This window comes from Paraburkholderia sp. GV068, from assembly GCF_003058125.1.
GTDB lineage: Bacteria > Pseudomonadota > Gammaproteobacteria > Burkholderiales > Burkholderiaceae > Paraburkholderia > Paraburkholderia graminis.
Window position 1 is genome coordinate 169,653 of record NZ_QBUB01000008.1, and the last position, 17,480, is coordinate 187,132.

Consider the following 17,480-nt stretch of genomic DNA (forward strand, 5'->3'; position numbering starts at 1 on the left):
GTATCTCCGCTGTGAGGCTTCAAATCGCGCCGAAGAGCGGTTTCATCGGCGGTCAGCCCCTTGTGGCGGCGCTGCGTGCGCGCTCGCGCCGCGTGCCCGAGCCACGGCGATATATGTGAGAATCGATGACGTGTATCCGGCCGCGCGCATAGTCGTATTTTGGCGCGGCTCGCCGCGGGGCGGGGTTAACCCGCGATTTGCCGACTTTTCAGCTCGCGGCCACGCGGCCAGGTGGCCACGCAAAGCGCGCGTGCGGCGGGCAATACCAGGCGACTTGCCGCATCTCCAGCGCGCGCTTCTTCGCGCCTCAACCGACCACATTGACCCCTCATGAGTTTTCTCGGCATCGACCTCGGCACCGGTTCCCTCAAAGTCGCAATCGTCGATGAAGACGGTCATGAGCAGGCGGTCGCAAGCGTCGCTTATGCGCTCGAGACGCCGCATGCCGGCTGGGCGGAAACGTCGGTGCAAACATGGTGGCGCGCGCTCACCGAAGCCGCGGCGCGCTTGCCCGAAGCGCTGCGCCGCGAGGTCAAGGCGATAGGCTTGTCGGGGCAGATGCACGGCGTCGTGTTGATCGACGAAACAGGCAATGCCGTGCGGCCCGCGATGCTGTGGCCCGACACGCGCGCGCTTTCCCTGCTCGACGCGTGGCCCGAGCCGCAGCCGAATCCGGTCGCGCCGGGCATGGCCGGTCCGTTGCTGCGCTGGATCGTGCGGCACGAACCGGAGTCGGCGCGCCGCACGCGTTGGGCGCTGCAGCCGAAAGACTGGCTGCGCGTGGCGCTGGGCGGCGCGGTCGCGACCGATCCTTCCGACGCGTGCGCGACCGCGCTCGCCGATCCTGACGGCGCGTGGGACACAGCGCTGCTTGAGCGCCTCGGTATTCCGCATGAATGGTTCGCGCCTGTGGGGCCGTCGTATGCCGCTGCCGGCGTGCTCTCGCCGGATGCTGCGCAGGCGTTGGGACTGCGCGCGGGTATCGTGCTCGCGACAGGCGCCGCCGACACGCCCTGCGCCGCGCTCGGCAGCGGCCTTGCTCGCGACGGCGACGCGCTGCTGACCACCGGCACTGGCGGCCAGATCGTCGTGCTCGCCGAGCATGAGCCTGCCGCGGTCAGAGGCTTGCATCGTTATCGGGCGGCGAGCGATCACTGGTATCGGATGGCCGCGATGCAAAACGTCGGCATCGCGCTGGAACGCGCTCGCGGATGGCTGTCGTATGAATGGGCCGATGCTTATAACGAGGCGTTTGGCGATTGTGTCAGCCTGAGCCCTGAGGGCAACGCGCACGCGAACAACGTCGCGCCTGGTGCACCGCTCACCTTCCTCCCCTACCTCACAGGCGAGCGCACGCCCTGGCTCAACGCATCGGCGCGGGGCGGCTGGCTCGGACTTGCGCTCGATCACACGCGCGGCGCGATGATGCGCGCGGCATTCGAAGGCGTCGCCTTTTCGCTGCGAGCAGGGCTCGATGCGATTCGCGCGAGCGGCGCAACGGTGACGGCGTCGAAGCTCGCAGGAGGCGGTTCCGTCGATGCGCGCTGGCGGCAGTTGCTCGCCGATGCGCTGAACGCCGAACTGCATGCGGTCGATTGCCCGAATGCGGCGCCGCGCGGCGCGGCGATTCTCGGCGGCATCGCGAGCGGTTACTGGCATGTGCACGATCTCGCCGCGCTCGCGCCGGGCGCGACGCACGTGGCGAGCCCGCGAGGCGATCGCGCGCTTGCCGATCGCTATGCGCGTTTTCTCGATCTGTATGGCCGCGTCGAGACATGGTTCGACGCACCGGCGCCTTAAGGACAAAGCCGCGATGTCACGTGCTAACAATGCCGTGACGCACTTTGCAATACCATGACGCTTTTCATGCGTTAGCCTGTAGCGCGCGCAGCACGGCATCGACCGTAGCCTTCCCGGACATTCGCGCGCCTTAACGCACTGCAAACGCACTGCCACACTAGACGGCGCGACGTTCAACGCATTCACCGACTCACAGGAGCATTCACGATGAAGACCAAAGCAGCAATCGCATGGAAAGCCGGCGCACCGTTGACGATCGAGGAAGTCGATCTCGAAGGCCCGCGCGCCGGCGAAGTCCTGATCGAAGTGAAAGCGACCGGCATCTGCCACACCGACTACTACACGCTCTCTGGCGCGGACCCCGAAGGCATCTTCCCGGCGATTCTCGGCCACGAAGGTGCGGGCGTGATCGTCGATACGGGCCCGGGCGTCGGCACGCTGAAGAAGGGCGATCACGTGATCCCGCTCTACACGCCGGAATGCCGTCAGTGCAAGTTCTGTCTGTCGCGCAAGACGAATCTTTGTCAGGCGATCCGCGCGACGCAAGGCAAGGGTTTGATGCCCGATGCGACCTCACGCTTTTCGCTCGACGGCAAGCCTCTGTTTCACTACATGGGCACGTCTACGTTTTCGAACTACATCGTCGTGCCGGAAATCGCGGTGGCGAAGGTGCGTGAAGACGCGCCGTTCGACAAGATCTGCTACATCGGCTGCGGCGTGACGACCGGCGTCGGCGCAGTCGTGTATTCGGCGAAGGTGGAAGCGGGCGCGAACGTCGTCGTGTTCGGCCTGGGCGGCATCGGTCTCAATGTGATTCAGGGCGCGAAGATGGTCGGCGCGGACAAGATCATCGGCGTGGACATCAATCCGGGCCGCGTCGAACTGGCGAAGAAGTTCGGCATGACGCACTTCATCAACCCGAACGATGTCGAGAACGTGGTCGATCACATCGTGCAGCTCACCGATGGCGGCGCGGACTATTCATTCGAGTGCGTCGGCAATGTGAAGCTGATGCGTCAGGCGCTCGAATGCACGCATAAGGGCTGGGGTCAGTCGTTCATCATCGGCGTGGCGGCGGCGGGCGAGGAGATCAGCACGCGTCCGTTCCAGCTCGTGACGGGCCGCGAGTGGAAAGGCTCCGCATTCGGCGGCGCGCGCGGTCGCACGGACGTGCCGAAGATCGTCGACTGGTACATGGAAGGCAAGATCAATATCGACGATCTGATCACGCACCGTCTGCCGCTCGAGCGCATCAACGAAGGCTTCGATCTGATGAAGAAGGGCGAGTCGATCCGCTCGGTCGTGCTGTACTAACGCGGCTCATTCAGAGCGCTTGAACAAGGAGCAAGACGATGCTTGAGCTATTGTCGTCGCACGCCTGTCATGGCGGCGAGCAGCGTTTTTACCGCCACGAGTCGCATACCATCGGCCTGCCGATGCGCTTTTCGGTGTACTTGCCGCCGCAGGCGTTGCAAGCGTCGCAGGCAAATGCAAACGCGAGGGTGCCCGCGCTCTTTTATCTCGCGGGCCTCACTTGCACCGAAGAGACCTTCGCGATCAAGGCGGGCGCACAGCGCTTCGCTGCGCAACACGGCGTGGCGCTCGTCGCGCCGGACACGAGTCCGCGCGGCGCGGGCATTCCGGGCGAGAGCGCGGCGTGGGACTTCGGCGTCGGCGCGGGCTTTTACATCGACGCGACGCAGGAGCCTTGGGCGCGGCACTATCGGATGTACTCGTATGTGCGCGACGAGCTTCGCGAGACGGTGTTGAACGAACTGCCCGTCGACGCTTCGCGGCTCGGCATCTTCGGTCATTCAATGGGCGGCCACGGCGCGCTGATGCTGGCGCTGCGCAATCCGGACATCTATCGCTCGGTGTCGGCGTTCGCGCCGATTGCCGCGCCCACGCGCTGCCCGTGGGGCGAAAAAGCGTTCACCGGCTATCTCGGCGACGACCGCGAGGCGTGGAAGGAGTACGACGCGAGCGAACTTGTGGCGCGCGCGTCGAGCAAGTTTGCAGAGGGCATTCTGGTCGATCAGGGACTCGCCGATCAGTTCCTCGCCGAGCAGTTGTACCCGGACGTGTTCGAGGCAGCCTGTCGTGACGCGGGCCAGCCGCTGACGTTGCGCCGTCATGCGGGCTATGACCACGGCTATTACTTCATCTCGACGTTCATCGAGGATCACATCGCGCATCACGCGAAGGTGCTGCTCGGCTGACTTTAGTCGTGCAGGCAGATGGCGGCGCCGTTGCGGGCCGCCATCGCGTGCTTTGCGTTAAAGCGGTTTCAGCGGCGCTTCAGCAGACTCGCGCCATACACGACGGCGGAGAGCGCGGTGATCCAGAAGCTCGTCGGCCAGTCGGTATAGAACGCGAGCGTCACGCCGAGCCAGGCTTGCAGCAGCGCGAGGCCGGCGGCCAGCACGAGACCGGCCGAGAGCCGCGTCGTCATGTTTTGCGCGGCGGCGGCGGGCCCGACCATCAGCGTAAAGACCAGCAATACGCCGACAATCTGCGTGCACGCCGCCACCGCGAGCGCGGCAATCGCGAGAAACAGCACGGACACGAGGCGCAACGACACGCCCTTGGCTTCGGCCAGTTCGGGTTGCAACGAAGCGAACAGCAACGGCCGCATGATGGCCGCGAGCGCGACCAGGCTGACCACGCCCAGGCCCGCGAGCACAGCGAGCGTCGATTCGTTCACGCCGAGCACGTTGCCGAACAGCAGCGCGGTGACCTGCGTTGCATAGGCCGTGAAGAAGTGCAGAAACAGCAGGCCGAAGCCGAGCGACAACGACAGAATCACGCCGATGGCCACGTCGCGTCCGGCGAGGCGTTCGCCGAGCGCGCCCATGCCGATGCCCGCCGCCAGCGTGAAGCCGACCATGCCCCAGATCGGCGAGATGCCGATCAGCACCGCGCCGGTCGCGCCGGTGAAGCCGACATGCGAGAGCGCGTGGCCCGCGAAGGTCTGTCCGCGCATCACGAGAAAATAGCCGACCACGCCGGCGAGCACCGCGACGATCCCCGACGCGGCAAACGCGTTCACCATGAAGTCGTATTCAAACATCGTGTTTGTGCCCGTCGCGTGAGTCGTGCTGATGCTGCTCGTGTGAGTGGCCGTGCGCATTGTGAGAATGGCTGTGCGAATGCGTGTGTCCGCCGTTCTCGTCGTGCTCGTGTTCGTGATCGTGCTTTTCCACTTCGACGCCGCCCGACATCACGAAGATGCGGCCGTTCACGCGCATCACGTCGATCGGCGAGCCATAGAGGCGCGACAGCACGGGCCGCGTGATGACTTCGTCGACGGTGCCGAGCGCCGCCACGCCGCTGCCGAGATACAGCACGCGATCGAGCGAGTTCAGCAGCGGATTCAGTTCGTGCGCGGAGAACAGCACGGCAATGCCGAGTTCGCGCTGCACGCGGCGCACCAGTTCGACAACGCTTTTCTGATGATGTGGATCGAGGCTGATCAGCGGTTCATCGAGCAGCAGCAGTTTCGGCGAGCCGAGCAGACATTGCGCGAGCAGAAGGCGCTGACGCTCGCCGCCCGAGAGCTCGGACAGCGGCCGCTCGGCGAGCTTGCGGCCGTCCACGAGTTCAAGCACGCGCTCGACATCCGCGCGCGTTTTCGCGTCGGCGTGAGGTAGGCCCCAGCGGTGACCGTCGGCCGCCATCGCGACGAAATCGCGGCCGCGCACGCGCCGTCCCGCGAGCGCGCTGCGCGTTTGCGGCATATAACCGATCGATGCGTTGCCGCGTTCCACCGGCTGGCCCAGCACGCGAATCGTGCCGCTTGCCGCCGGCACGAGGCCGAGCACCGCGCGCATCAGCGTGGTCTTGCCCGCGCCGTTCGGCCCGAGCACGCCGATGAATTCGCCCTGATTCACGACGAAGCCGGTATCGCGCAGAATCGTGCGGCCGCCGAGTTCCAGCGTGACGTGATCGAGTTCGAGCACGGGCGCGCGGCTTGCCGCGGGCGTGTCGGTGGACGCCGCCGTTGACGCCGTGGTTGACGGATAGGCTGGCGTGCCGCGGCCAGTGACATTCATTGGCTTTTTCCTTTGACGCCGCCAGGCACATTGCCCGCATTGTCCGCGCCGCCTTTTGCCAAAGCTGCGCCGAGTGCGTCGAGCTGCGACAGCATCCACGTCTGATAGGTGGTGCCCGCGGGTTGCGTTTCGGTGACGCTCACCGTCGGCACCGTGGATTGCTGCGCGAGTTTCAACATGCGTTTGGTCAGGGCCTCGGTTGCCTGGCTGTTATAGATCAGAACACGCACACGCTTCTCGCGCAGATCGCGTTCGAACGCGACGATGTCCGACGCGCTCGCCTCCGTCTCGTTCATGGCCGCCATCTGGAAGCGCATGTTGCGCATGGCGAGCCCGATGGCGTCCGACATATAGCCGAACACCGGCTCCGTTGCCGTGACCGGCGTGCCCGCATAACGGCCATGCAGTTCGGCGACCTTGGCCTCGACGGGTTTCAACGAGTCGAGAAACTTCGCGAGGTTCGCATCGTACGCCGACTTGTGCGCCGGGTCAGCCGCGACGAGCGCCTCGTTCACCGCGCGCGCCACCTTCGGCATGGTCGCAAGGTCGTACCAGAGGTGCGGATTGTCGCCGCTTTTCCTGCCGGTCAACTGCGCGGCGACGATCGTCGTGCGCTTGCCGCTTTGCGCGCTCTTCGAGGCTGCCAGCAATTTTGCCATCCACGGATCGTAGTCGGCGCCGTTGTACACGACAAGGCGCGCATGCTGCAAAGCGCGCGCCGTCTTCGCGCTCGCTTCGAACAGATGCGGGTCCTCGTCCGGATTGCTGAGAATGCTCGTCACGTCGACACGGTCGCCGCCTAGTTGCTGCACCACGTCGCCGTAGAAGTTTTCCGCGGCGACCACCGGAATTTTCGCATCCGCCGCGAAGGCTGCATGGCTTAACGCGAACGCGGCTGTGACTGCGGCGACATACTTCGCGAGCGACATCGTGACGAGCTTCTTCATGGTGTGTCCTGCTGCAAGAGGTTGAGTGGATCGCGGACATGACGGTGATGGTTCAGCCGATGTCATGTAGCCGTAAGCACGGGCCGTCCGACGAGGCCGAAATGATATAACGTATCTCGTTTTCGTGTCATCCCGGACTCGACAGAAGCTGGCAAGCAGGCGATGCACTCGTTGCGCGCTGCACCATCGAAATCTGATAGAGCGCCTTGACATGACCCGGTGCGTATCCGATCATTCGATCACAAACAGAGCAATTGATCACGTAATGAGCGTTCGCTCACTGTGCGTCGAAAAGCGAAACGAACCGGAGACAAAGCGTGGCGGCACGACTGCAAGACAAGGTGGCCATTCTGACGGGCGCGGCAAGCGGAATCGGTGAAGCCGTCGCGCGGCGCTACCTGGATGAAGGCGCGCAATGCGTGCTCGTCGACGTCAAGCCGGCGGACAGTTTCGGCCAGGCGCTGCGCGCCTCGCATGGCGAGCGCGTGCTGACCGTCACCGCGGACGTCACGCGCCGCGACGACATCGAGCGCATCGTCTCGAGCACGGTCGAGCGTTTCGGCCACATCGACATTCTCTTCAACAACGCGGCGCTGTTCGATATGCGTCCGATTCTCGACGAATCCTGGGACGTGTTCGATCGCCTCTTCGCGGTCAATGTGAAGGGCATGTTCTTTCTCATGCAAGCCGTCGCGCGGCGGATGGTCGAGCAAGGCCGCGGCGGCAAGATCATCAATATGTCGTCGCAAGCGGGGCGGCGCGGCGAAGCGCTCGTGTCGCATTACTGCGCGACGAAGGCCGCGGTGCTCAGCTATACGCAATCCGCGGCGCTGGCGCTTGCGCCGCACAAGATCAATGTGAACGGCATTGCGCCAGGTGTCGTCGATACGCCGATGTGGAACGAAGTCGACGCGCTCTTCGCCCGCTATGAAAACCGGCCGCTCGGCGAGAAGAAGCGCCTCGTCGGCGAAGCGGTGCCGCTCGGGCGCATGGGCGTGCCGGAAGATCTGACGGGCGCCGCGCTGTTCCTCGCCTCCGCGGACGCGGACTACATCACCGCGCAAACGCTTAATGTGGACGGCGGTAACTGGATGAGTTGAGGGTTTGCCCGCGCGCTTATCTCTGTCATTCAGCGCCATTTCGTAGAACAAACGCAGCATCACATAACGCACGAGAAAGGAGACAACACACATGAAACCAGCCCTCAAGTCCGCGCTCAAGATGGTGAGCGCAGGCGCCGCTACCTGCTTTGCGCTAAGCGCATCGGCGGCCACGGTGACGATCGCGACGCTGAACAATCCGGACATGATCGAACTGAAGAAGCTCTCGCCAGAATTCGAAAAGGCGAATCCGGACATCAAGCTGAACTGGGTGATTCTCGAGGAAAACGTGCTGCGTCAGCGCGCCACCACCGACATCACGACCGGCAGCGGCCAGTTCGATGTGATGACGATCGGCGCCTATGAAACCCCGCAGTGGGGCAAGCGCGGCTGGCTCACGCCGCTCACGAACCTGCCCGCCGACTACGATCTCAACGACGTCGTGAAGACGGCCCGCGACGGACTTTCCTCCGGCGGCCAGTTGTACGCGCTGCCGTTTTACGTCGAAAGCTCGATGACGTATTACCGCAAGGACCTGTTCGCAGCGAAGGGCCTGAAAATGCCCGATCAACCGACCTACGACCAGATCGCGCAATTCGCCGACAAGCTCACCGACAAAGCCAACGGCCTGTACGGCATCTGCCTGCGTGGCAAGGCCGGCTGGGGCGAGAACATGGCCTACGGCACGACGGTCGTGAACACGTTCGGCGGCCGCTGGTTCGACGAAAAGTGGCATGCGCAACTCACGTCGCCGGAATGGAAGAAGGCGATCACGTTCTATGTCGATCTGCTGAAGAAGAACGGCCCGCCCGGAGCTAGCTCCAACGGCTTCAACGAAAACCTCACGCTGATGTCCTCGGGCAAATGCGCGATGTGGATCGACGCGACCGTGGCAGCCGGCATGCTTTATAACAAGCAGCAATCGCAGATCGCGGACAAGGTCGGCTTCGCGGCCGCGCCGGTCGCGGTGACGCCGAAGGGTTCGCACTGGCTGTGGGCGTGGGCGCTGGCGATTCCGAAGTCGTCGAAGCAGGCCGATGCGGCGAAGAAGTTCATCGCGTGGGCGACGTCGAAGCAGTACATCGAACTCGTCGCGAAGGATGAAGGCTGGGCTTCGGTGCCGCCGGGAACGCGTCAATCAACCTATGCGCGTCCGGAATACAAGCAGGCCGCGCCGTTTGGCGACTTCGTGCTGAAGGCGATCGAGACGGCCGATCCGGAACATCCGACGTTAAAGCCCGTGCCGTACACCGGCGTGCAGTTCGTTGGGATTCCTGAGTTCCAGTCCTTCGGCACGGTGGTCGGTCAGAGCATCTCCGGCGCGATTGCCGGTCAGATGACCGTCGACCAGGCGTTGGCGGCAGGGCAGGCCACCGCGGATCGCGCAGTGAAGCAGGCCGGCTACCAGAAGTAATGCCGAAGTCGGTCGCACTTCGCGACTGACTGAAGCAACGGAACTGAACCACGGAACCGAAGCACGGAACCGAACCACGGAACCGAAGCACGGAACCGAAGCACGGAAACAAGCCCTGTGGCACGCGCCGGCTGACGCCCGTCAGCCGGCTCACGCAGTACAGCGGGCCGTCACGGCCGCACTAAGCCGTCACGCCGTTTTGTCCTCGCATCAAAAGCGACATGGCGATTCATGCGGCTCGTGCCGCCCGCGCATTACCGAACAGGTGGTCAATCATGCGTCCTCTGCGCCTGCCTCTCATGCATGCCCATCCTCAGACAGAAAAAGAACGCGAAGTCCGCAAAGCCAACTCGGCGCGCTGGCTCGTGTCGCCGTCGGTCGCGGTTCTGTTGCTGTGGATGACGATTCCGCTCGCGATGACGATCTGGTTTTCGTTCTCGCGCTATAACCTGCTGAACCCGGACCTGAAGGGTTTCGCCGGCTTCGACAATTATCAGTATCTTGCCAGTGACCCGTCGTTCGGTCCGTCGATTGGTCATACGCTGCAATTGATCGTGGCGGTGCTGGTGATCACGGTGGTGGGCGGCGTGCTGATGGCGATTCTGTTCGATCGCAAGTTCTACGGCCAGGGCGTTGCGCGGCTGCTTGCAATCGCGCCGTTCTTCGTGATGCCGACGGTGAGCGCGCTGATCTGGAAGAACATGATCCTGCATCCGGTGTATGGCCTGATTGCGAGCGGCATGCGCGCAATCGGCCTGCAACCAATCGACTGGTTCGCCGAATATCCGTTGACCGCGGTCATCATGATCGTCGCGTGGCAATGGCTGCCGTTCGCGTTTCTGATTCTGTTCACGGCGATCCAGTCGCTCGATCAGGAGCAGAAAGAAGCGGCGCGCATCGACGGCGCGGGGCCGTTCGCGATGTTCTTCTATATCACGCTGCCGCATCTGAAACGCGCGATTGCCGTGGTCGTGATGATGGAGACGATTTTCCTGCTGTCGATCTTCGCCGAAATCTATACAACGACGGGCGGCGGTCCGGGCACCGCGACCACTAACCTGTCGTACCTGATCTATTCGCTCGGCCTGCAACAGTTCGACGTCGGTCTCGCATCGGCGGGCGGCATTCTCGCTGTCGTGCTGGCCAACATCGTGTCCTTCTTCCTCGTGCGCATGCTCGCGAAGAACCTCAAAGGGGAGTACGAAAAATGAGCCACGTTGCCTCTACTCCGGCGTCGACCACGGCGCCCGTCACCGTGCATGCGAAGTCGCCGTTCGATACGATCCGCCGCGCAATTCCCGGCGTGCTCGCCTGGCTCGTCGCATTGCTGCTGTTTTTCCCGATCTTCTGGATGACGATCACCGCATTCAAGACCGAGCAGCAGGCGTATTCGTCGTCGCTATTTTTCACGCCGACGTTCGACAGCTTTCGTGAAGTGTTTGCGCGCAGCAACTACTTTTCGTTTGCGTGGAATTCGATTCTGATCTCGGTCGGCGTCACGGTGCTGTGCCTGATTCTGGCTGTGCCCGCCGCGTATGCGATGGCCTTTTTCCCGACGCGCCGCACGCAAAAAGTTCTGCTGTGGATGCTGTCGACGAAGATGATGCCGTCCGTCGGCGTGCTCGTGCCGATCTATCTGCTGTGGAAAAACAGCGGCCTGCTCGATACCGTGTCGGGTCTCGTGATCGTCTATACGCTGATCAATCTGCCGATTGCGGTGTGGATGTCGTTCACGTACTTCGCTGAAATTCCGCGCGATATTCTCGAGGCAGGACGCATCGACGGCGCGGCGACCTGGCAGGAAATCGTCTATCTGCTGATGCCGATGGCGCTGCCGGGGCTTGCTTCCACCGCGCTGCTGCTCGTGATTCTTTCGTGGAACGAAGCATTCTGGAGCATCAATCTGTCCAGTTCCAATGCCGCGCCGCTGACTGTGTTCATCGCGTCGTATTCGAGTCCGGAAGGGCTCTTCTGGGCCAAGCTGTCCGCGGCTTCGCTGCTTGCCGTGGCGCCGATTCTGATCGTCGGCTGGTTGTCGCAGAAGCAGCTCGTGCGCGGCCTCACGTTCGGGGCGGTCAAATGACGGCAGACACGCGTGCAGCAAATCTCGCGCTGATCTGCGATTGCGACGGTGTGTTGATCGACAGCGAAGCGGTGGCCGCGCGCATGCTCGTGCAGGAACTCGAGGCGCGCTGGCCCGGCGCGAATGTCGAACCGGTCGTGCTGCCGCTGCTCGGTCTACGCATCGAAAGCGTGCTGACGGGCACGGCGATGCAACTCGGCAAGAGCCTCGGCCTCGACGACATCGACGCGATTCGCCGTTCTGTCGAAGCCGCCGCGATGCAGGCGCCGGCAGTGGAAGGCATCGAGCAGGCGCTCGCGCAAGTGCCGCTCGTGAAGGGCTGCGCGAGCAACAGTTTTCGGCCTTATGTGGAGACGGTTCTGGCTCGCACGGGCCTCGTGCGGTTCTTCGGCGATCGCCTCTTTTGCGCCGACAGCGTCGCCAATCCGAAGCCCGCGCCCGACGTTTATCTCGCGGCGGCGCAGGGTTTGCGGCTCGCGCCGTCGGCGTGCCTCGTGGTGGAAGACAGCGTAACCGGCGTCACGGCCGCAAGCGCGGCGGGCATGACGGTGCTTGGCTTTATCGGCGGCGGCCATGCAAGCGATGCGCAGATCGACAAGCTGCATAAAGCCGGCGCGCGTCACGTATTCGACGACATGCAGCAGTTGCCGGAACTCGTCGCGCAATGGACGCTGAGTGCAACGGCTGCGGCGCCTTGAACGCACAAGCAACGCAATAGCACCACACAAGCAACACGCAAGCATTACACGGAGACACATCATGGCAAGCGTAACTCTGCGCAATATCCGGAAGGCTTACGACGACACCGAGGTGATGCGCGACATCAACCTCGACATCGCGGACGGCGAGTTCGTCGTGTTCGTGGGCCCAAGCGGCTGCGGTAAATCGACCCTGATGCGGATGATCGCCGGCCTCGAAGACATCAGCGCCGGCGATCTCACCATCGACGGGACACGCATGAACGATGTGCCGCCGGCCAAGCGCGGCATTGCGATGGTGTTTCAGTCGTACGCGCTGTATCCGCACATGACGCTGTACGACAACATGGCGTTCGGCCTGAAACTCGCGGGCACGAAGAAGCCTGAGATCGACGCGGCCGTGCGCAATGCGGCGAAGATTCTGCATATCGATCACCTGCTCGATCGCAAGCCGAAACAGCTTTCGGGCGGCCAGCGTCAGCGCGTTGCGATTGGCCGCGCGATCACGCGTAAGCCGAAGGTCTTTCTGTTCGACGAACCGCTGTCGAATCTCGACGCCGCTCTGCGCGTGAAGATGCGCCTCGAATTCGCGCGTCTGCATGACGAACTGAAGACCACGATGATCTACGTGACGCACGATCAGGTCGAAGCGATGACGCTTGCGGACAAGATCGTCGTCCTGTCCGCAGGCAATCTCGAACAGGTGGGCAGTCCGACAATGCTGTATCACGCGCCGGCCAATCGTTTTGTCGCGGGCTTTATCGGCTCGCCGAAAATGAATTTCATGGAAGGCGTGGTGCAGTCGGTCACGCACGACGGCGTGACGGTGCGCTACGAAACCGGCGAGACGCAGCGCGTCGCTGTTGAACCGGCTTCGGTAAAGCAGGGCGACAAGGTGACGGTGGGCATTCGTCCTGAGCATCTGCATGTCGGCATGACGGATGACGGCGTGTCGGCCCGCACGATGGCCGTCGAATCGCTCGGCGACGCCGCGTATTTGTATGCGGAGTCGAGCGTGGCGCCGGATGGTTTGATCGCGCGCATTCCGCCGCTCGAACGGCATGCGAAGGGCGAGACGCAGAAGCTCGGCGCGACGCCCGAGCATTGTCATCTGTTCGATAGCGACGGTAAGGCGTTCCAGCGCAAGATCGTCGAAGTGCTGGCGGCCTGAGTTCTACGCGCTAGAAGAGGGGCGTGCGCCGCTTCACGCCTCCAGCGCGGCTCGCGCGCACAGCTCATCGGTGACGAGCCCTGACAGCCAGCCGCCCTTGAGCACGGCGATCAGCGCCTCGCGCTTGCGCTTGCCGCCCGCGAAGCCAATGGTGGGCCGCTGCGGCGGCGAGTCGATTGAAATGCTGGTCACGCGCCGGCCTGTGGGCGACTCGACACGCGCGCCGGCGGCATTAATTGGCAGTCCGAGCATTTCCGCCACCGCACCGCCTTGCACCAGCTCTTTTACTTCCGCCGACGTAATAAAGCCGTCTTCGTGCAGCGGACATTTCGGCCCGATATTGCCGATGCCGACAAACGCGACGTCCGCCTCGGCCGACAACGATTCGACGATCCGATACAGCCGGTGATTGCACCACTGCGCGCGTTCGGCCTCGCTATCGGCGATCAACGGCGCGGGCAGCAGGAAGTGCTTGCCGCCCGTCTTCTCCGAAATGTGCAGCGCGACGTCATAGCGGTTCGAGGAGCCGTCCTGGGCGATCGCTCCGACCATCGATACCAACCGATGCTGCGGACGGTCTAGCTGCGCGATCTGATCGACCGCGGCTTTGAGCGTCCGGCCGCTGCTGACGGCGACCACCATCGGCTTTTCTTCCGTGAGGTAACGCTCCATCACCTGCGCGCCGGCTACCGCGAGTTTGCGGTCGACTTCCTCGGGCGTGTCGCTGTCGATGGGCACGACTTCGCACATCGACAGGCCATAGCGTTTGGACAATTGGTCCGCAAGCGACAGGCAGTCCGCCAGTTGATGATCGACGCGCACGCGGATCAGGTTCTTTTCCACCGCGAACGCGACGAGCCGCTGCGCAACCGGGCGCGACACCTGGAGCTTCTCGGCGATCTCGTTCTGCGTATTGCCCGCGACGTAGTAAAGCCACGCGGCGCGAGTAGCAAGGTCTAATTTTTCTGTGGACTTGGGCACGGTGACGATCCGCTTGAGGGGCGCCGATGATAGCAGCCGGTTCATGCATGCCGATGCATCACGATGCATGGCGGCACGGCCGGCTGCGGTTTGCGCTGCGTTGCTATGCGCCTGGATGAGCGCCTAGATGAGCCGCTCGCGAGCGGAGTCGAAGAGCGGCCGCACATGACGGTACAGCGCACGATAAGCGTCGAGCCGCGCGCGCAATTCGGCATGACGGCGCGCGTTCGGCGTGAACTCTTTTTCGATCGGCGGTTTGGCGAGCACGATCGCCGGATCGCCGCCCGCTGCGAGCCAGCCGAGGCGCGCCGCGCCGAGCGCCGCGCCCGTCTCGCCGCCGCCGTGCTTGCGCGTCGCGGTGTCGAGCGCGTCGGCGAGCAGTTGCGCCCAGTAGTCGCTGCGCGCGCCGCCGCCTAACAGCGAGAACGCTTTCGCTTCGGTGCCGGCCGCGCGCAGTGCGTCGAGGCCGTCGGTGAGCGCGAGCGTCACACCTTCGAGCACCGCGTAGCCGAGCAACGCGCGATCCGTCGCGTGATTCATGCCGAAGAAAACGCCCTGCGCGTAGGGGTCGTTGTGCGGCGTGCGTTCGCCCGACAGATACGGCAAGAAGAGCGGCGCGGTGTTGAGCGCATCCGCGGGCAGCGCTTCGATTTCGGCGAGCAGCGTGGGTTCGTCGGTCGAGGTCAGCTTGCAGACCCAGCGCAAACAGCTCGCCGCGGAGAGCACCACGCTCATCTGATGCCAGCGGTCGGGAATCGCGTGGCAGAACGCGTGGACAGCGGACGCGGGATTCGGCCGGAAGCTGTCGCCCACCACGCACAACACGCCCGACGTGCCGAGCGACACGAAGCCGTCGCCCGGCTGCGTCGCGCCGATGCCGATGGCACTCGTCGCATTGTCGCCGCCGCCGGCCGCGACGATCACGCCGTCGCTCAAGCCCAGTTCGCGCGCGACCTCGGGCAGCAATGTGCCGGACGGCGCGCTGCCTTCGGCGAGCGCCGGCATCTGCGCGCGCGTCATGTTGCAGGCGGCGAGCAGCGAATCGGACCAGTCGCGTTTCGCGACATCGAGCCACAACGTGCCGGCCGCATCCGATGGATCGGACACCTTGCCGCCGGTGAGTTGCAGACGCAAGTAGTCTTTCGGCAGCAGCACGCAGGCGGTGCGCGCAAAGATGTCCGGTTCGTGACGCGCGACCCACAGCAGCTTCGGCGCGGTGAAACCGGGCATCGCAAGATTGCCGGCCACGCTATGCAAATCGGGCGCGCGCTCCGTGAGCTCGGCGCACTCCTTGTCGCTGCGCATGTCGTTCCACAGGATCGCGGGCCGCAGCACGCGGTTCTCCGCGTCGAGCAGCACCGCGCCGTGCATCTGCCCGGACAGGCCGATGCCGCGAATCTGCGCGAACTCGTCGGGATGCTTCGCGCGCAGTGCGGCGAGCGCGCTTTGCGTGCCCGTCCACCAGTCTTCGGGATTCTGCTCGGCCCAGCGCTGATGCGGGCGCGAAACGGTGAATGGCGAGCCGGCGGTGCCGATCACGCGTCCCGTCGACGCGAGCAGCAGGACTTTCACTTCGGACGTGCCGAGGTCGATGCCGAGATACATGGGCGCGAAACCTTCGTCGTTGGAGATGCGCTACTTTAGCCGCACGCCGCGCGCGGTGCCATGCGCATTAAGCCTGGCACCGCGCGAATCCGGCTGGTGTGTTTGCGGCGCGGCTTACGCCTGACCGCGTTTTGCGAGCCACACGTCGACGCGCGCGAGCGCGCCGGCCAGCGCCGATTCGAGTTCCTGCGTCGCGGCCATGCTGCCCCACAGCAGACGGTCGGCGGCGAACGCCTGCAACGGATCGGGCGCCGCGAAGAAGCCGCGCGCGACGCGCTCGTCCATCACGCCGTCCTGATACGTGTAGGGCAGCGTGCCCGTCTGCCAGCGTTCGAGGAAGCGGAAGAACAGCGCGGGCAGCATCGCGGTGGCCGCGGGCGTGACGCCTCGCTCGAAACATTCGGCGAGCGTCGGCGCGATGAAGCCAGGCAGTTTGGAGAAGCCGTCCGCCGCGACGCGCTGGTTCGTGTCCTGGATATAAGGATTGCCGAAGCGCTCGAGCACGACATCGCGATAGCGTTCGAGATCGAGCGGACTCGGCGAGAGACAGGGGATCACATCCTGCGTCACGTAATCGAACGCGAACTGGCGGATGTCGGCGTCGTGCGTGCCTTCGTGAATGTAGTCGAGACCGACGAGCGTGCCCGCCCACGCAATGCAGCTATGCGTCGCGTTGAGAATGCGGATCTTCGCTTCTTCATAGGGCAGCACGGAGTCGACCAGTTCCGCGCCGACTTTTTCCCACGCGGGACGCCCGGCGATGAAGTGCTCCTCGATCACCCATTGGATAAACGCTTCGCCCATCACCGGGCATGCGTCGTCGACACCGGTTGCGGCCTTTACGCGTTCGCGCACGTCCGGCGTCGGACGCGGCGTGATGCGGTCGACCATCGAACTCGGGCACGCGGTGTTGTCGTCGAACCACTGCGCGAGTTCGTCCGCGCCGCGCAGCTCCAGAAACGCGGTCATGCCCGCATGGAAACGTTCGCCGTTGCGGCGCAGGTTGTCGCAGGTTTGCAGCGTGACGGGGCCCGCGCCGGCTTTCATGCGCGCGTCGAGAATGGCCGCCAGCGCGCCGTAGATGGTCGTGTGTCCACCTTTGAGATCGGTTGCGAGATCGGGATTCGCGGTGTCGAGCTGGTCGTGTTCGTCGAGGTAATAGCCGCCTTCGGTGACGGTGAACGCAATGATCTTGCACGCGGGATCGGCGCCGGCTTCGATCAGCGTGTCGAGGCTTTGCGTCCACGGCAGCACGCGCTCGATCGAGCGGATCGTCTCGTAAGCGCGCTCGCCTTGCGGCGTGACGGTCTCGAGCGTATAGACGCCGTCTTGCGCGGCCAGTGCTTCGAGCACCGCGTTCATGTCGCTGCGAATGTTACCGACGGTGAGCGACCAGTGCGGTTCGCCCGGCAGCTTCGCTTCGTTCAATCTATGGAGATACCACGCCTGATGCGCGCGATGAAACGACCCCGCGCCGATATGCAGGATCACCTGTGCGGCGTCGCCGCTGCCTTGCCCGCTGCTCATTGTGCGTCTCCATCTGTCTGGGCTGTTGCGCGGCTTGTCGCGCGCATTTATTGGTCGTTAGAGCATTTGCTCTGTATGTGAGCGAATGATCGTACCCGCTGA

15 protein-coding genes are annotated in these 17,480 nt (G+C 64.1%); 9 read left to right on the top strand and 6 right to left on the bottom strand.

Annotation, left to right across the window (positions count from 1 at the left end; genetic code table 11):
- Nucleotides 1–330: 330 nt before the first annotated feature.
- The 3 genes from C8K18_RS18060 (at nt 331) to fghA (ending at nt 4,019) form a co-directional block, all read left to right on the top strand.
- Entirely contained in the window at nt 331–1,800 is a 1,470-nt protein-coding gene (locus C8K18_RS18060) for a xylulokinase (protein ID WP_107708630.1), read from the top strand.
- A gap of 207 nt (nt 1,801–2,007) precedes the next feature.
- Nucleotides 2,008–3,114, top strand: coding sequence for an S-(hydroxymethyl)glutathione dehydrogenase/class III alcohol dehydrogenase (locus C8K18_RS18065; protein ID WP_006050000.1), 1,107 nt, complete (start codon nt 2,008–2,010; stop codon nt 3,112–3,114).
- 38 nt (nt 3,115–3,152) lie between these two features.
- A complete protein-coding gene (fghA, locus tag C8K18_RS18070) occupies nt 3,153–4,019 on the top strand; it encodes an S-formylglutathione hydrolase (protein WP_029968153.1) in 867 nt (288 codons plus the stop codon).
- Between the two features lie 68 nt (nt 4,020–4,087).
- Here the strand turns inward: fghA and C8K18_RS18075 are convergent, their stop codons facing one another.
- From C8K18_RS18075 to C8K18_RS18085, 3 genes are read right to left on the bottom strand one after another with little or no spacing between them, the layout of a single operon-like run.
- Nucleotides 4,088–4,870, bottom strand: a complete 783-nt coding sequence (locus tag C8K18_RS18075) for a metal ABC transporter permease (RefSeq protein ID WP_006050002.1) — start codon at nt 4,868–4,870, stop codon at nt 4,088–4,090.
- Nucleotides 4,863–5,852 (bottom strand): ABC transporter ATP-binding protein, encoded by a 990-nt coding sequence (locus C8K18_RS18080; protein ID WP_181324925.1) that lies wholly within the window; start codon nt 5,850–5,852, stop codon nt 4,863–4,865. Before C8K18_RS18080 ends, C8K18_RS18075 begins: the two co-directional genes overlap by 8 nt.
- Entirely contained in the window at nt 5,849–6,799 is a 951-nt protein-coding gene (locus C8K18_RS18085; RefSeq protein WP_107708632.1) for a metal ABC transporter solute-binding protein, read from the bottom strand. The genes C8K18_RS18080 and C8K18_RS18085 overlap by 4 nt, the downstream gene beginning before the upstream one ends.
- 317 nt (nt 6,800–7,116) lie before the next feature.
- Here C8K18_RS18085 and C8K18_RS18090 point away from each other — a divergent pair, with 317 nt between their 5' ends.
- The 6 genes from C8K18_RS18090 to C8K18_RS18115 all read left to right on the top strand — a co-directional run bounded on the left by C8K18_RS18090 (nt 7,117) and on the right by C8K18_RS18115 (nt 13,265).
- Nucleotides 7,117–7,899, top strand: a complete 783-nt coding sequence (locus C8K18_RS18090) for an L-iditol 2-dehydrogenase (RefSeq protein ID WP_107708634.1) — start codon at nt 7,117–7,119, stop codon at nt 7,897–7,899.
- A 91-nt stretch (nt 7,900–7,990) separates the two neighbouring features.
- Nucleotides 7,991–9,313: a sugar ABC transporter substrate-binding protein gene (locus C8K18_RS18095; RefSeq protein WP_107708636.1), complete on the top strand. Its 1,323-nt coding sequence runs from the start codon at nt 7,991–7,993 to the stop codon at nt 9,311–9,313.
- 275 nt (nt 9,314–9,588) lie between these two features.
- The gene (locus tag C8K18_RS18100) at nt 9,589–10,524 is read left to right on the top strand and encodes a carbohydrate ABC transporter permease (RefSeq protein WP_006050007.1); all 936 of its coding nucleotides are present in this window, start codon (nt 9,589–9,591) and stop codon (nt 10,522–10,524) included.
- The gene (locus C8K18_RS18105) at nt 10,521–11,396 is read left to right on the top strand and encodes a carbohydrate ABC transporter permease (RefSeq protein ID WP_006050008.1); all 876 of its coding nucleotides are present in this window, start codon (nt 10,521–10,523) and stop codon (nt 11,394–11,396) included. The genes C8K18_RS18100 and C8K18_RS18105 overlap by 4 nt, the downstream gene beginning before the upstream one ends.
- A complete protein-coding gene (locus C8K18_RS18110) occupies nt 11,393–12,094 on the top strand; it encodes an HAD family phosphatase (RefSeq protein ID WP_029968140.1) in 702 nt (233 codons plus the stop codon). The genes C8K18_RS18105 and C8K18_RS18110 overlap by 4 nt, the downstream gene beginning before the upstream one ends.
- Nucleotides 12,095–12,155: 61 nt before the next feature.
- Nucleotides 12,156–13,265 (top strand): ABC transporter ATP-binding protein, encoded by a 1,110-nt coding sequence (locus C8K18_RS18115; RefSeq protein ID WP_029968138.1) that lies wholly within the window; start codon nt 12,156–12,158, stop codon nt 13,263–13,265.
- Between the two features lie 33 nt (nt 13,266–13,298).
- On the opposite strand, the gene C8K18_RS18120 is transcribed toward C8K18_RS18115, so the two are convergent.
- The 3 genes from C8K18_RS18120 to dalD all read right to left on the bottom strand — a co-directional run bounded on the left by C8K18_RS18120 (nt 13,299) and on the right by dalD (nt 17,378).
- Nucleotides 13,299–14,246, bottom strand: coding sequence for a sugar-binding transcriptional regulator (locus tag C8K18_RS18120; RefSeq protein ID WP_029968136.1), 948 nt, complete (start codon nt 14,244–14,246; stop codon nt 13,299–13,301).
- Nucleotides 14,247–14,369: 123 nt separating this feature from the next.
- On the bottom strand, nt 14,370–15,851 hold the full coding sequence (xylB, locus tag C8K18_RS18125; RefSeq protein ID WP_006050013.1) for a xylulokinase: 1,482 nt from the start codon (nt 15,849–15,851) through the stop codon (nt 14,370–14,372).
- A gap of 114 nt (nt 15,852–15,965) precedes the next feature.
- Nucleotides 15,966–17,378: a D-arabinitol 4-dehydrogenase gene (gene dalD, locus C8K18_RS18130; RefSeq protein ID WP_107708638.1), complete on the bottom strand. Its 1,413-nt coding sequence runs from the start codon at nt 17,376–17,378 to the stop codon at nt 15,966–15,968.
- Nucleotides 17,379–17,480 lie beyond the last annotated feature (102 nt).

Coding starts and splice junctions, on each gene's coding strand:
- C8K18_RS18060 (WP_107708630.1), top strand. CDS start 331: ATGAGTTTTCTCGGCATCGACCTCGGCACCGGTTCCCTCAAAGTCGCA.
- C8K18_RS18075 (WP_006050002.1), bottom strand. CDS start 4,870: ATGTTTGAATACGACTTCATGGTGAACGCGTTTGCCGCGTCGGGGATC.
- xylB (WP_006050013.1), bottom strand. CDS start 15,851: ATGTATCTCGGCATCGACCTCGGCACGTCCGAAGTGAAAGTCCTGCTG.
- C8K18_RS18110 (WP_029968140.1), top strand. CDS start 11,393: ATGACGGCAGACACGCGTGCAGCAAATCTCGCGCTGATCTGCGATTGC.
- dalD (WP_107708638.1), bottom strand. CDS start 17,378: ATGAGCAGCGGGCAAGGCAGCGGCGACGCCGCACAGGTGATCCTGCAT.
- C8K18_RS18065 (WP_006050000.1), top strand. CDS start 2,008: ATGAAGACCAAAGCAGCAATCGCATGGAAAGCCGGCGCACCGTTGACG.
- C8K18_RS18115 (WP_029968138.1), top strand. CDS start 12,156: ATGGCAAGCGTAACTCTGCGCAATATCCGGAAGGCTTACGACGACACC.
- C8K18_RS18085 (WP_107708632.1), bottom strand. CDS start 6,799: ATGAAGAAGCTCGTCACGATGTCGCTCGCGAAGTATGTCGCCGCAGTC.
- C8K18_RS18105 (WP_006050008.1), top strand. CDS start 10,521: ATGAGCCACGTTGCCTCTACTCCGGCGTCGACCACGGCGCCCGTCACC.
- C8K18_RS18080 (WP_181324925.1), bottom strand. CDS start 5,852: ATGAATGTCACTGGCCGCGGCACGCCAGCCTATCCGTCAACCACGGCG.
- C8K18_RS18100 (WP_006050007.1), top strand. CDS start 9,589: ATGCGTCCTCTGCGCCTGCCTCTCATGCATGCCCATCCTCAGACAGAA.
- fghA (WP_029968153.1), top strand. CDS start 3,153: ATGCTTGAGCTATTGTCGTCGCACGCCTGTCATGGCGGCGAGCAGCGT.
- C8K18_RS18095 (WP_107708636.1), top strand. CDS start 7,991: ATGAAACCAGCCCTCAAGTCCGCGCTCAAGATGGTGAGCGCAGGCGCC.